Origin of the sequence: Mycobacterium sp. BK086, from assembly GCA_004362315.1 — a bacterium.
In the GTDB taxonomy this organism is placed as follows: domain Bacteria; phylum Actinomycetota; class Actinomycetes; order Mycobacteriales; family Mycobacteriaceae; genus Mycobacterium.
This window is the reverse complement of record SNWL01000007.1, coordinates 404,264-418,295: the sequence shown is the minus strand read 5'-3', so window position 1 is coordinate 418,295 and position 14,032 is coordinate 404,264. Positions and strand designations below refer to the sequence as shown.

At 67.6% G+C, this 14,032-nt stretch carries 13 protein-coding genes; 6 read left to right on the top strand and 7 right to left on the bottom strand.

All coding sequences use genetic code 11. The annotated features are described in order from the left end of the window. The first annotated feature begins 6 nt into the window (after nt 1-6). The gene (locus tag EV580_RS25755) at nt 7-444 is read left to right on the top strand and encodes a nitroreductase family deazaflavin-dependent oxidoreductase (protein WP_133694798.1); all 438 of its coding nucleotides are present in this window, start codon (nt 7-9) and stop codon (nt 442-444) included. A 16-nt stretch (nt 445-460) separates the two neighbouring features. Here the strand turns inward: EV580_RS25755 and EV580_RS25750 are convergent, their stop codons facing one another. Beyond that, entirely contained in the window at nt 461-1,492 is a 1,032-nt protein-coding gene (locus tag EV580_RS25750) for an LLM class flavin-dependent oxidoreductase (RefSeq protein ID WP_133694796.1), read from the bottom strand. Between the two features lie 38 nt (nt 1,493-1,530). Continuing rightward, complete coding sequence (locus EV580_RS25745) at nt 1,531-2,358, bottom strand: uracil-DNA glycosylase (RefSeq protein WP_133694795.1); 828 nt, start codon at nt 2,356-2,358, stop codon at nt 1,531-1,533. Between the two features lie 22 nt (nt 2,359-2,380). Between EV580_RS25745 and tap the strand changes: the two genes are divergently transcribed. Both tap and EV580_RS25735 read left to right on the top strand, forming a co-directional pair. Continuing rightward, nucleotides 2,381-3,622, top strand: coding sequence for a multidrug efflux MFS transporter Tap (gene tap / locus EV580_RS25740; RefSeq protein ID WP_208114664.1), 1,242 nt, complete (start codon nt 2,381-2,383; stop codon nt 3,620-3,622). A gap of 9 nt (nt 3,623-3,631) precedes the next feature. Then, nucleotides 3,632-4,999: an FAD-binding oxidoreductase gene (locus tag EV580_RS25735; RefSeq protein ID WP_133694791.1), complete on the top strand. Its 1,368-nt coding sequence runs from the start codon at nt 3,632-3,634 to the stop codon at nt 4,997-4,999. Here the strand turns inward: EV580_RS25735 and EV580_RS25730 are convergent. Genes EV580_RS25730 through EV580_RS25720 form a run of 3 tightly spaced genes read right to left on the bottom strand, consistent with a single transcriptional unit; the run spans nt 4,996 to nt 8,557 of the window. After that, a complete protein-coding gene (locus EV580_RS25730) occupies nt 4,996-6,003 on the bottom strand; it encodes a thioesterase domain-containing protein (protein ID WP_166654887.1) in 1,008 nt (335 codons plus the stop codon). The genes EV580_RS25735 and EV580_RS25730 overlap by 4 nt on opposite strands. Then, nucleotides 6,000-6,986, bottom strand: coding sequence for a uroporphyrinogen decarboxylase family protein (locus EV580_RS25725; RefSeq protein ID WP_133694788.1), 987 nt, complete (start codon nt 6,984-6,986; stop codon nt 6,000-6,002). The genes EV580_RS25730 and EV580_RS25725 overlap by 4 nt, the downstream gene beginning before the upstream one ends. Next, a complete protein-coding gene (locus EV580_RS25720; RefSeq protein ID WP_133694787.1) occupies nt 6,983-8,557 on the bottom strand; it encodes an AMP-binding protein in 1,575 nt (524 codons plus the stop codon). Before EV580_RS25720 ends, EV580_RS25725 begins: the two co-directional genes overlap by 4 nt. A 135-nt stretch (nt 8,558-8,692) precedes the next feature. Between EV580_RS25720 and EV580_RS25715 the strand changes: the two genes are divergently transcribed. Together EV580_RS25715 and EV580_RS25710 are read left to right on the top strand one after the other, a co-directional pair. Beyond that, nucleotides 8,693-9,931 (top strand): cytochrome P450, encoded by a 1,239-nt coding sequence (locus tag EV580_RS25715; RefSeq protein WP_133694785.1) that lies wholly within the window; start codon nt 8,693-8,695, stop codon nt 9,929-9,931. After that, on the top strand, nt 9,932-10,528 hold the full coding sequence (locus tag EV580_RS25710) for a TetR/AcrR family transcriptional regulator (protein ID WP_133694783.1): 597 nt from the start codon (nt 9,932-9,934) through the stop codon (nt 10,526-10,528). 39 nt (nt 10,529-10,567) lie between these two features. Here the strand turns inward: EV580_RS25710 and EV580_RS25705 are convergent, their stop codons facing one another. Beyond that, nucleotides 10,568-11,704: an acyltransferase family protein gene (locus tag EV580_RS25705; RefSeq protein WP_133694781.1), complete on the bottom strand. Its 1,137-nt coding sequence runs from the start codon at nt 11,702-11,704 to the stop codon at nt 10,568-10,570. Further along, nucleotides 11,701-13,407 carry a DEAD/DEAH box helicase gene (locus EV580_RS25700; RefSeq protein ID WP_133694780.1) on the bottom strand — a complete coding sequence of 569 codons (1,707 nt, stop codon included), beginning with the start codon at nt 13,405-13,407 and terminating at the stop codon, nt 11,701-11,703. Before EV580_RS25700 ends, EV580_RS25705 begins: the two co-directional genes overlap by 4 nt. Before the next feature lie 72 nt (nt 13,408-13,479). On the opposite strand from EV580_RS25700, the gene EV580_RS25695 reads away from it, so the two are divergent. Continuing rightward, complete coding sequence (locus EV580_RS25695) at nt 13,480-14,025, top strand: LppP/LprE family lipoprotein (RefSeq protein WP_183507997.1); 546 nt, start codon at nt 13,480-13,482, stop codon at nt 14,023-14,025. Nucleotides 14,026-14,032 lie beyond the last annotated feature (7 nt).

Here is a 14,032-nt window from a genome sequence, read left to right as displayed (position 1 = left end):
GGTGCCATGACGTCGTTGAGCAATAGAGGTCTGTTGGCGTTCGTCAAGGTGCACGACTGGATCTATCGACGGACCAACGGCTGGATCGGGCACCGGATGCCTGGTGTGCCACCGTCGTTGATGCTGCACACCGTCGGGGCGAAGACCGGTCAGCCGCGCTCCCTTCTGCTCGCCTACTACCGCGACGGTGGCGACTACCTGATCGTCGCCTCCAACGGCGGCGCGGACCGCAACCCGGCCTGGTATCACAACCTGCGTGCCCAGCCCCGTGTCGAAATCAACCTCGGCAGAAGGCGTTTAGCGGTCACCGCACACATCCTGCTGCCGGACGATCCAGACTATGCCCGGTTGTGGCAGCTCTGCGACTCAGCGAACGGCGGCCGGTATTCCACGTATCAGCAGGGCACCACGCGGCCGATTCCGATCGTGCGCCTGACGCCCTGAGGCGAAAAGCGTTGAGCTAGAACAGCTCTTTGGCGAGCAGCTCCAGCGTGGCCTCGCGGGCCGGCGCAGTACGAGGATCGGTGCCACGATGCGCCGACGCGACCGGATTGACCATCACCTCGTCGACATCGAATTCCTCGGCCACCGCCCGGACCTGCTCAGCCGCCTCGGAAGGCGAACCCATCACCGCCTTGGCGCGGCCAGACTCGATGATGGCCTCGGCCTGCGGGTGCATCGTCAGCGCCGCGGCGTCCTCGACGAGGTCCAGCGGGCCCAGCGGCTGACCGGTGCGCAACCGCGCCATCATCTGCAGGTTCGGCAGCAGCAGCGCCTCGGCTTCAGCGCGCGTCGGTGCGACCACCGCGTTGACGGTCATGAACGTCACCGGCTCGCTCGCCACGTCACTCGGCCGGAACTCCGAGCGATAGGTCGCCAGCGCTTCCACGGTGCCCTGCCCCGCGAAGTGATGGGCGAACACGTACGGCAGACCCTTGGCCGCGGCCAGATGCGCCGAATACATCGACGAGCCCAACAGCCACAGGCGCGGCTCCTCGACCGCCGCGGGAGTGGCCTTGAGGATGTAGTCCTGGTTGCGGATCGGAATGCGGACCCCGTACGCGCTCATCAACGCCGCGACGTCGTCGAGGTATTGCGGGAAGTTCTCGATATCGGAATCGTCGCGGGTGCCCCGCAGCATGATCGACGTCACCGGATCCGAGCCCGGCGCCCGGCCGATACCCAGATCGATGCGCCCGGGTGCGGCGGCCTCCAGCAGTGCGAACTGTTCGGCAACGGCCAGCGGCGCATGATTGGGCAGCATCACCCCGCCCGACCCCAGCCGCAGCTGCGTGGTCTGGGCGGCCAGGTAGGCCAGGATCACCGGCGGGCTGGTGGCCGCGACCGCAGGCATGTTGTGGTGCTCGGCCACCCAGTACCGGGTGAACCCCAGCCGGTCGGCGGTCTGCGCCAGCCGCACCGTGGCCGCCAGCGCGTCACCAGTGGTCTGGTCGGTGCGCACGGGAACGAGGTCGAGGACAGAAAGCCGCATAGCAGCCTCAACGATACGACCGCCGCACTTGTTTCCCGCTAGCCGCGCAGGCCGGCCCGCCTGGCCGCATCGGTGAAGACATCGTCGAGCATGGCCGGGGTGAGCCGGCCGGTGAACATATTCTGCTGGCTGGGGTGATAGCAGCCCAACAGTTGCCGTCCCGACGGCAGTTCGACAACGACCCCGTGGCCGAATTTGGGCTTCCCCGGCCCGGGAAGGTCGTTGGCGAGCAGCCGCAGCGCCGCCTCCCAGCCGAACGCACCGAGGGTGACGATCACCCGAACGGACGGCGCGATCATCTGCCACTCAGCAGTCAGCCACGGCTCACACGTCGAGCGCTCGTCGGGCGCCGGTTTGTTGGCGGGTGGGGCGCATCGCACCGCAGCGGCGACCCGAATCTCGTTGGTGTCCAAGCCATCCGCGGCGTCCACACTGGTCGGTTGGTTGACGAGCCCGGCGCGGTACAGCGCGGCGAACAGCTGATCCCCCGAGCGGTCACCGGTGAACACCCGGCCCGTACGGTTGCCGCCGTGCGCGGCCGGGGCAAGGCCTAGCACCAGGATCTTCGGCCGCGCCGCGCCCCAGCCGGTGATCGGGCGGCCCCAGTACGGCTCGGTGATGAACGATCGCCGTTTGGCGACGGCCACCTCCTCGCGCCAGGCGACCAGCCTCGGGCAGGCCCGGCACACACTGACCATGGCGTCGAGGTCGGCCAGGTCCCCTGCCGCCGCCGCCAGCCCGGCCACCTTCCTTGCGGTCGTGGCCACCGGGGTTTCGGGGACGGCGGGGTCTCCCGGCCAGCCGGTCCCGGGCAGCACCGGCGACTCGAACAGCACCCCGGTGCGCGGGTGTGGAAGGACGTTCACCAGTCCAAATTAAGCTCTGCCGGTGACCACCACGCGCATCCCCGCGCTGCTGATCCTGTCCTCGACCTTTCTGGCCGCGGGCGCCAACGGGATCTCCATGGTCGCGTTCCCATGGCTGGTGCTGCAGCGCACCGGAAACGCGGTCGACGCCTCGATCGTCGCGGGGGCGGCGACGCTGCCCTTGCTGTTCGCCACGCTCATCGCCGGTACCGCCGTCGACTTCATCGGCCGGCGCCGGGTGGCGATGCTCTCCGACGCGCTATCGGCCGTCGCCGTCGCGGCGATCCCGGTACTAGCCATCATCTTCGGTACCGATGTGCTGAACACGCTGGTGCTGGCCGGCCTGGCGGCTCTGGGCGCCTTCTTCGATCCGGCCGGCATGACCGCGCGGCAATCGATGCTGCCCGAGGCGGCAGGCAAAGCGGGCTGGACCCGTGACCACACCAACAGCGTCTACGAGGCGGTGTTCAACCTGGCTTACATCACCGGGCCCGGTATCGGTGGTCTGCTGATCGCCACGCTCGGCGGGGTGAACACGATGTGGGTCACCTCTGCCCTGTTCGGGCTGGCAATCCTGACGATGGCGGTGCTGCGGCTCGAGGGCACCGGGCGCCCGGTGCGCGAAAAGCTCCCGGAGAGTGTGGTTTCCGGCGTCATCGAGGGGTTGAAGTTCGTCTGGCGCAACCGGGTGCTGCGCACACTCGGGCTCATCGACCTGGCCGTCACCGGGCTGTACCTGCCGATGGAAAGCGTGCTGTTCCCCAAGTACTTCACCGACCGCAACGAGCCGGCCCAGCTCGGTTGGGTGCTGATGGCGCTGTCGGTCGGCGGCCTGATCGGGGCGTTGAGCTGGACGGTGCTGTCGAAGTTCTCCAGCAAGCGTCGCACGGTGCTGACCGCGGTCCTGACGTTCGGCATCGCCGTGGCCGTCATCGGTTTCCTGCCGCCGCTGCCGGTGATCCTGTCCTTCGCCGCGGTCGTCGGGCTGGTCTATGGGCCGATCGGGCCGATCTACAACACGATCATGCAGAACCGCACCCCCGAGGAGCTGCGTGGCCGCGTGATGGGGGTGATGACGTCGATGACGTATGCCGCAGGCCCGATCGGCTTCACGCTGGCTGGTCCGCTGGTCGACGCGTTCGGCCTGAAGGTGACGTTCCTGGTGCTGGCGGTGCCGATCCTGGTGATCGGCCTGCTCTGCCCGTGGCTGCCCGCGCTGCGCGAACTCGACGACGAGCCCGATGCCGCCAAGTCCCACGCTTAGGATGGCGCCATGGCCGTGAGCGCTGTGGCCGGCCTGGCCGCTGAATTGCCCGACGGGGTCGTCGTCACCGACCCCGACATCGTTGCCTCCTACCGCCAGGACCGCGCCGCCGATCCCGCCGCAGGCACGCCGCTGGCGGTGGTGCGCCCCACCCGCACTGAAGAGGTCCAGACGGTGTTGCGGTGGGCAACCGAAAATCGGATCGCGGTGGTACCGCGCGGGGCGGGTACGGGTCTGTCCGGCGGGGCGACCGCCGTCAACGGCGGCATCGTGTTGTCGACGGAGAAGATGCGCGACATCACCGTTGACACGGTGACCCGCACCGCCGTCGCACAGCCGGGGCTGCTCAACGCCGAGGTGAAGAAGGCGGTCGCCGAGCACGGCCTGTGGTACCCGCCCGACCCGTCGTCGTACGAGATCTGCAGCATCGGCGGCAACATCGCCACCAATGCCGGCGGGCTGTGCTGCGTAAAGTACGGCGTGACAACCGATTACGTGCTCGGTATGCAGGTGGTGCTGGCCGACGGGACCGCCGTGCGCCTCGGTGGGCCGCGTCTGAAGGACGTGGCCGGACTGTCGCTGACCAAGCTGTTCGTCGGCAGCGAGGGCACCCTCGGCGTGATCACCGAGGTGACGCTGCGCCTGCTGCCGCCGCAGCCTTCGGCGTGCACGGTGGTGGCGACCTTCGATTCGGTGGAGGCGGCCGCGGGCGCTGTCGTCGAGATCACCGGTCAGATCCGGCCTTCGATGCTGGAGTTCATGGACTCCGTCGCGATCAACGCCGTCGAGGACAAGCTGCGGATGGGCTTGGATCGCAACGCGGCGGCGATGATGGTGGCCGCCTCCGACGACCGTGGGCCGACGGGCGCCGAGGACGCCGAATTCATGGCCCGGATCTTCACCGAAGCAGGTGCGACCGAATGCTTTTCGACGTCCGACCCCGACGAGGGTGAGGCGTTCGTGGCGGCCCGGCGATTCGCCATCCCCGCGGTGGAGGCCAAGGGCTCACTGCTGCTCGAGGACGTCGGCGTGCCACTGCCCGCGCTGGCTGATCTGGTCGGCGGGGTGGCCAAGATCGCCGCCGACCGCGACCTGACGATCTCGGTGATCGCGCACGCCGGTGACGGCAACACCCACCCGCTGATCGTCTTCGACCCCGCCGATGCCGCGATGGCGGAGCGGGCTCAGCTGGCGTTCGGCGAGATCATGGATCTGGCGGTGTCTCTGGGTGGGACGATCACCGGTGAGCACGGCGTCGGTCGGCTGAAAAAGCCTTGGCTGGCGGGCCAGTTGGGCCCAGAGGCCATGGAGCTCAACCGCAGGATCAAGGCCGCGCTTGACCCCGACGGGATCCTGAACCCGGGCGCGGTGGTTTAGCGGACGATCGTCTCCTCGATCGCGGCGGCGATCTGGCCGGCCAACGGCGAGGAGACGATGGAACCGTGATCACCCGGAAGATGAATGGCGACAACACCGTTGGAGGAAAGGCCCGCGGCCTCATAAGCCTGCGGCAACGATAGTGGTTGTTCGGTCAGGACATCGGACCACGGGAGGGCTTCGGTGGCCTCGACGAGGAGCAGCCGCCCCGGAACAGGTTGCATTCGGTAGGCATCCATGCGGTGGTCGATCAGCTGCAGCCGAGCCACCTGATCGGATCGCCGCCAGCGCGCCCGTTGCACCACAGACAACCTCGAGAGTTTGCGCACGATCCGGCGAAAAGCTCTCTGTACCAAGATATGCGGTGGTATCGACACCACGCGTCGCATCGTCGCCGTCCGCCCCAGCGCACGGCGCGAACCCGGTGGCGCCGTATCGATCAGACACAGGAGGCCAACGTCGTCACCCGACTCCCCCAATTGCCGCGCCATCTCCCAGGCGATCACACCCCCTAAGGAATAGCCCACCAAGTGATACGGGCCCACCGGGCGCACTCGGCGCAACTCCGCCAGATAATGCGTCGCCAGCGCCTCGATACCAACCGGCAGCGGCCATTGGACATCCGCCGGGTCAGTAGCCATTCCGTACGACAACCCGACGACGGGGCGGCGGTATGCGATCTGTCGCATCAGGTCGGAACTGAGCTGGTGGACCACGAAAACCGGTGGCACGTCACCGGTTTCCGGCGGCTGTGGCAACACGGCGACACTGCCGCTCGCTGGGCGGGGCTGGATCAGTCGCTGCGCCAGTCCCCGAGCCGTCGGGACCTCGTAGAGATCCGCCAGTCTGAGCCGCTGCCCAAACTGCCGTTCGATGAGTGCCAGCAACGCAGTCCCCAACAGCGATGTGCCGCCCAGCTCGAAGAAGTCTTCGTCGACGGCGACATCGTCGACGCCAAGGGTGTGGCCGATCAAGTCGCACACCGTCGTGGCGACGTCGGTCACGAGCCACACCGCATTCGAGCCGCAACGGTCAACAGCCGCAGGCGTTCGGCACCGACCGCGAGCGGTGTCGAGCAGCCGGGAGACAAGATGGTGCGCCCACCGCGGTTCACCACTTCCGCGCACGCCGCGAGCACGTCGTCATCCGGCGCCGCAGAGGCGAGGAGCGCTTGCGATGGCCCGGTTGCCACCGCGCAGCCGGCATCCAGGAAGCGCTCGGGTGTTGGGTTGTCCGCCCACATGTCGTAGTGGATCGTGGCCCCCGCGAGCTCCGCGAACAGGTCGTCGTGCACCTGCGCACCGTGCACATGAACCATGTTGAGCATCAGCCCGTCCATCGCATCCAGACACGCGCGCACGCCCGGCATGCCGTGTCGGGCGAACACATCGCGTGCGAAGACGCTGCGAATGGCGTGCTGACTGGCCAGGAAGATCCCCTCTGCACCTTGGCCGATCAGATGGCTGATGAGCTCCGTCGTATTCTCCGTGATGCGGGCCAGCCCCTCATCCACCGCGTCCGGTGCCGCACTGAGGTGGGCGTGTATCACCTCCTGGCCTGCCAGGGTGAGGGCCTGAAACATCGGGTCGAAGACGGTGATGATCACGGGAACCTCGGGCGCGGTTGCGTCACGCACCATCTGCACGCATTCGCCGAACCGCGCGACGAATCCTCGACGGGGATCCACCCGGCCAAGCCGTAGCCAATCCTCGGGATGGCGGATCACCGTCTTGGTCACCGTGCGCCGTCCGATCGGGTCACCGCGCCAGTCGTCCTCGAGGCCGTAGTCGGGAAGCTGGTATGTCGCAGCAGGGCTGATCTTGACGATGTCGCAGTCGAACTCCGACTGAAAGTCGAGCGTCGCGCGGCATAGCGCGGCGCCGTCCTGATCAGCGACCGGGTGGTGCTTCCAGAACAGCACCGGTGTCGCCGGGGACGGCTCGCCGGACAAGCGGCGCTCCAGCAAGGCCCGGTAGCGCAGGCTCATCGACGTCGGCTTCCGGCGTCGATGAGCCGCAGCTTCTCGGGGTCGATCTTGTTGCCCGGCAACAGGGGAAGCTCGCTCAGCACATGGATGCGCTGTGGCCGCATCGCGGGCGGGAGCGCGGCGGCGAGTGCCTTGCGCAGACGCCCGGTCAGACCGTCTGGCGAGGCGGCTCCGACCGCCACGAAGGCGATCAGACGGGTGACGGCGCCGTGGCTCATCGGTAAGACCGCCGCGTCGAGCACGTCTGGTTGGGCCCGCAGGACTGCTTCGACCTCGACGGGTTCGACGCGGTAGCCGTCGAGTTTCATCTGCCGGTCGATGCGCCCGACGACGACGAACACGCCGTCCTCCCGCAGCCGGACAAGGTCGCCCATTGCGTACCGGCGAGCACCGTCGACTCCGTCGGCATGAAGGCGACCGGGGACACAGGTCCCGTCCTCCCATTCGCCAATCGCGGTGTAGCGGCTACGAATCCACAGTTCGCCCACCTGACCGGCCGGTGCCGGCGTGCCATCCTCGCCGACAATGACCCATTCAACGCCCGGGATCGGCCGGCCCGCGGGGACCTGCGCCTCCTGCGGTACCTCCGCGGCCGGGACGAAGCGCATCCCCGCCTGGGTTTCCGTTGCGCCGTAGATCATTTGGATGGCACACCCGTCGGGCAAGACGTCCCTCAACAGTTCGAGGTCGGCAGTCAGCAGAGCTTCGCCGTTGCTCGACACCGTGCGCAAGGACGCCAACTGCTTTGCGGCGCCGTCGATGCGGGACAGCGCACGATACAACGCGGGTACGGCGATCATCGCGGTGATCTCGGACTGCTCGATGCGATCGAGGACACCGGTCAGACCCTGCTCCGCGATATCCACCCGGTGCAGGCAGGCGCCGGACACGAAGGAAGCGATCGCGTTGAGCAGCCCACCCATGCTCGATGAGGTATTCAGCGACAGGTAGCGATCCGCCGCCGACAGGTGGCCGGAGTTGATCAGCAGTCCGCTGCGGAACGTCACGCTTCGTTGGCTCTGGACGATGCCCTTGGGCGCGCCGGTGCTCCCGGACGTCCACACGACGAAAGCCGGGGCACCCACCGCCATTGCCCTCGGCTGCCAGGGCGCAGGCGGGTGGCCGTTCGGAGCGATGACGTCATGGCCCGCGGCGGGCTGGTCTGAGATCACTGCGGCCAGGCGGCTGGCCGTCGCGATGCGGGCGAACCGCTCCGGGGCATCCGCCGGATCGAGCAGGATCGCGGGACAGCCCGCCGCCAGACACGCCAGCCAGGCGACCGGGGTGCTCGCACAATCCGGCAGCCGCACACCGACCGGTGCGCCCGCCGGAACCGATGCGGCGATCACCGCAGCGAGAGCCGCGATCTCCCCGAGCAGATCCGCACGCGTCAACCGGCGCGTGCCGTCATCGACCGCCAGGGCGGAGGGATCGTGCCGCAGGCGCTCGGCGATGAGAGGCAGCAGGCCGCGCTCGGGGTCGTTCACCAGGTCGACGGGCGTGAAGTCCAGGTCCGGTCCATCGCGATCGACACTCGCTGTCGGCCCGTCCATCCATGCAACGCCGGTCATCGACGACGCCTCCCCTGGGCGAGATCACTGGATCTGCTTGCGAGCGATGATAGGCGGTTGGGGCTGACCAGGAGGTCCTCCGCAAAACCTGCAACAGCCATTGACAGAATGGTCGCCATGTCGTATCCATAAGACATGACCGCAGTTGTGTCTCACGAGGCGGAGGCCCGTTTCGAACTCGCCACCGCCGAGACCTGGGGCGACCGCTGGCCGATGTATCAGGCCCTTCGGGACCACGATCCCGTACACAATGTCGTTCCGGAGAACCCCGAGCACGACTACTGGGTGCTCTCCCGGCACGCCGACATCTTCACCGCCGCCCGCGACCACGAGACGTTCTCCTCAGCCCAGGGCCTGACCGTAAACTACAACGAGCTCGAACTCATTGGGCTGCAAGACAACCCGCCGATGGTGATGCAGGATCCGCCGGTACACACCGAGTTTCGCAAGCTGGTGTCACGCGGTTTCACCCCCCGCCAGGTCGAGGCCGTCGAGCCCAAGGTGCGCGAGTTCGTCGTCGAACGCATCGAGCGGCTCCGCGCCAACGGCGGCGGTGACATCGTCACCGAGTTGTTCAAGCCGCTGCCGTCGATGGTGGTCGCCCACTACCTCGGCGTGCCCGAACAGGACCGCGACCAATTCGACGGCTGGACCGAAGCCATCGTGGCGGCCAACACCTCCGCCGAAGGAATCGGCGGGGCCCTCGAAGGTCTCACCGAGGCCCTGGGCGGGATGATGGGCTACTTCACCGAACTCATCGAGCGGCGCCGCGTCGAGCCCGAGGACGACACGGTGTCGCACCTGGTGGCCGCCGGCGTCGGCGCGGACGGTGACATCGCCGGCACACTGTCGGTGCTGGCCTTCACCTTCACGATGGTCACCGGCGGCAACGACACCACCACCGGCATGCTCGGCGGGTCGGTGCCGCTGCTGGCCGCACGTCCCGACCAACGCCGGCTGCTCATCGACCAGCCGGAGCTGATCGCAGACGCGGTCGACGAGTTCCTGCGGCTGACGTCCCCGGTGCAGGGATTGGCCCGCACCACCACCCGTGATGTCGAACTGCACGGCAAGACCATCCCGGCCGGGCGCAAAGTGCTGCTGCTGTACGGCTCGGCCAATGTCGACGAACGCCAATACGGCCCGGATGCAACCGAACTCGACGTCACCCGCCGACCGCGCAACATCCTCACGTTCAGCCACGGCGCCCACCACTGCCTCGGCGCGGCCGCCGCACGGATGCAGGCCAGGGTGGCCCTGACCGAATTGCTCTCGCGCTGCCCCGATTTCGAGGTCGACGAGGCAGGCATCGTCTGGGCAGGCGGCGGTTATGTACGCCGTCCGCTGTCGGTACCGTTCCGGGTGCGTGGCTAGATGGCGGGCAAGGACTGGCTGGGTTCGCGACGTGCCGAGGTGGCCGCTGACCGTATCCTCGACGCGGCAGGCGAACTGTTCGCCGGCCACGACGTGGGCAGCATCGGAATGAACGACATCGCCCGTGCCGCAGGGTGTTCCCGGGCCACGCTGTACCGCTACTTCGAGAACCGCGAAGTGCTGCACACGGCGTATGTGCACCGCGAGGCATACCGGCTGCACGAGCAGATGACCGAGCTGGTCAACGGTATCCCCGATCCGCGGGAACGCCTGCTGACCGGGCTCACCACATCGATGCGGCTGGTACGGGAGAGTCCGGCGTTGTCGTCGTGGTTCGCCACCGCCGACTCCCCCATCGGTGCGGAGATGGCCGAGCAATCCGAGGTCATCCAGGCGTTGACATCGGGCTTCCTGCTGTCACTGCGGCCCGACGATCCCGACGTCGTCCACCGCCGTGCTCGCTGGCTGGTGCGGGTGCTGACCTCACTGCTGATCTTCCCCGGCCGCGACGCGGGCGACGAGCGCGCCATGCTCGAGGAGTTCGTCGTTCCGATGGTGTGCCCCAGCGAAACCGATTCCCCGTTGAAACCGCAATAAGGGCGAACTTTCGGCGAAAACCTCGCGCTCAGTGCGGTCTCAACGCACCCGGGTGAAGCGGTGCAACAGCCAGGCCACCGGGATCGTCATCACCAGCGTGACGACGAACAGCGCCGGCGCCGATCCGGTGTAGACCGGCCAGCGCAGCACCTCCACCATCGCGATCTCCATCACCACGAGGTGAACCAGGAAGATCTCATACGAGATCTCGCCCAGCCACACCATGGGCCGGGTGGCCAGCAGCCGTGCATACCAGCCGCGGTTGCCCAGGGCCAGCGGTGCAACCAGCAGCGTCGCGATCGCGGCGTAGGCCCCCGTTTTCACCAGTGCCTCGGTCATGCCCGTCGGTGATGTGGTGGGCTCACCGGCGATCGGTGTCGACACGATAAGAAAGCTCACCAGCGCCAGCCCCACGGCGATGAACCCGTACACCCGAACTCCCATGGCGCCCAACACCGTCAGCAGCATGCCGCCGACGAACCAGGCCAGATAGCCGGGCAGCCACAGCCGAGCACCCTCGGGCAGGAAATCCGTCGTGTGTACCAGCGCCATCCACGCCGGACTGACCAGAATGAGTACCGCCAGCCCGGTCAGCAGCAGCCGCGGCCGCCACTGCCTGCGGCACAACACCACAAGCAGCAGCCATGCCAGCACTGGCAGCGCGACATAGAAGGCCACCTCGACCGCCAGGCTCCACATCTGCGTAAGGCCTTGGTGCAGATAGCCGTCAAACGCGTACTTGTTGGTGTAGATCTGGGTCAACGTCAGATTGCGCAGCAACCCGATCCAGGTGTGTCCGGGATTCGGGCCGGCACTGCGGAAGTGATAGATCAGGTAGGCGGCCAGCACGGTCACGACATAAGCCGGCATGATGCGCCGCACCCGGTGCCAGGCGTAACGGCGCACCGACGGGGCCGTCCGCCCGGCCACCGCGGCCCGCACCCACGGACCGAACAGCAGGTATCCCGACAGCACGAAAAAGATCGGAACCCCGATCTCGAGGCGCGAATACACCAGGCCCACAAAGCCGTGCGTGTACTTGCCCGTGGTGTAGGCCGCATGCGTGCCCAACACCAGCAGGGCGGCCACCGCACGAATACCGGTCAGCGAGGCCACCCGGTCGGCCCCGGAGACTGCTTCCAGTCCGCCTTGGTCGACCTGGCTGGACGCGATCATCGGTTCGTGCGCCGGGGCTTCCCGCCGGAGGGCCTCGCGTCGGGACGCGTGTCGTATCGCGGGTTGCCGCGGTCGGGCTTGAGATCGATCAGCACCCCGGAAATCCGGGTCTTCTCAAGCGCTTTCAGCGTCTCCTTGGACAGCTTCGCGGGCAGCTCGACCAGCGAGAAGTTCTCCTTGATGGTGATGTGCCCGAAATCGCTGCGGTGCAGCCCACCTTCGTTGGCCAGGGCGCCGACGATCGAGCCGGGACCCACCTTCTGCTTCTTGCCGACCGCGATGCGATAGGTCGCCAGGTCGTCGCGGGTCTTGCGCGGCGGGCGTTCCCGTTCCGGACGGTCGCCACGATCGGGCTTTTCCCGTCGTTTCTCGGGCGGCGGTTCGGTCATCAGGAACTCTTCGCCGTTGCGGCTCTGTAGCGCCAGCGCCGCGGCGATATCGGCCAACGGCACGTCGTTATCGCGCTCGTAGTCCTCGATCAGCCGGCGGAACATCTCGAATCCGGGTGCGTTGAGCGCATCGGTGATCGAGTCGCGGAACTTCTCCACCCGCTGCGCATTCACGTCTTCGACCGACGGCAACTGCCCTTCGACGAGCTTCTGCCGGGTGACCCGTTCGATCGAGTTCAGCAGGTGGCGTTCGCGCGGGGTGACGAACAGCAGTGCCGTGCCCGAACGGCCCGCGCGGCCGGTGCGCCCAATCCGGTGCACGTACGACTCGGGGTCGTGCGGGATGTCGAAATTCACCACGTGCGAGATGCGTTCGACGTCCAGGCCGCGGGCCGCGACGTCGGTGGCCACCAGGATGTCGATCGTCCCGTCCTTCAGCGACGAGATCGTCCGCTCCCGAACCGCCTGCGGGATATCGCCGTTGATGGCCGCCGCGGCGAATCCACGGGCCCGCAGCTTCTCGGCGACCTCCTCGGTGGCCTGCTTGGTGCGGACGAACACGATCATCCCGTCGCCCTGCTCCACCTCGAGCAGTCGGGTCAGCGCGTCGATCTTGCGCGGATACGACACCTGGAAATAGCGCTGGGTGATGTTCTCGGCGGTCTGGGTCTTGGACTTGACCGTGACCTCGACCGGATCATGCAGGTATTTGTTGGTGATCTTCTTGATGCCCGGGGGCATGGTGGCCGAGAACAGCGCCACCTGCTTGTACTCGGGGGTGTCGGCGAGGATGCGTTCGACGTCCTCGGCGAAGCCCATCTGCAGCATCTCGTCGGCCTCGTCGAGCACCAGGTAGTCCAGGTGCGACAGGTCCAGGCTGCCCTTCTCCAGATGGTCGATGACGCGTCCGGGGGTGCCGACGACGACCTGCGCGCCGCGCTTGAGGCCGGCCAGCTGCGGCACATAGGACGAGCCGCCGTAGATCGGCAGCACGTTGATCCTCAGGCGCGCACCGTAACGGCTGAACGCTTCGGCCACCTGCAGGGCCAGCTCCCGGGTCGGGGCGAGCACCAGCGCCTGCGTGTTGCGGCTTTCCGGGTCGATCTTGGACAAAATCGGGATCGCGAAGGCCGCGGTTTTACCGGTGCCGGTCTGCGCCAGACCAACGACGTCGGAGCCGGCCAGCAGCGCAGGAATCGTCGCCGCCTGAATCGCCGACGGCGTTTCGTAGCCGACGTCGGCAACGGCCTGCAGCACCGCGGGGTGGATCTGCAGGTCGGCGAAGGTCTGGGGGGCGTCGTCAGGGGATGTCATCGGATCTGCAGTCTACTGCCGGAGCGTGCCGTAACCCCGATCCGTCCGCAAAGACCGGTACCGTCGGGCGGTGTGTGGCATCGGCTAGCGGCGGGCGCGACGGGAGTCGCGCTGACCGCAGCGCTCGCGGGCTGCAGCTCGGGCGACTCGACGGTGGCCAAAACCCCGCAACCGACGACGACCGCGGTGACCACCACCGAGGCTCCCCCGCCGCCACCGCCCCCGCCGAGCAGCACCCCTCCGCCCGACCCGTGCGCGGTGAACCTGGCCGCACCGGCTATCGCGCAGACCGTCTCCGAACTTCCCCGCGACCCGAGCAGCAACCAGGGCTGGTATCCGGTGCCGGTGGCCGGCAACTACAACGAATGCGCGCAGCTGTCGGCGGTGATCATCAAGGCCAACACCAACGCCGACAAGCCCAACACCCGCGCGGTGATGTTCCACCTCGGCAAGTACATCCCGACCGGGGTTCCCGACACCTACGGCTTCAATGGCGTCGACACCACCCAGAGCACCGGCGACACGGTCGCACTGGCCTACACCAATGGCCTGGGCATGCAGAGCGTGGTGAAGTTCCGCTGGAACGGCAACGGTGTGGAGCTGATCGGCAACGGCTGAGTAGTCG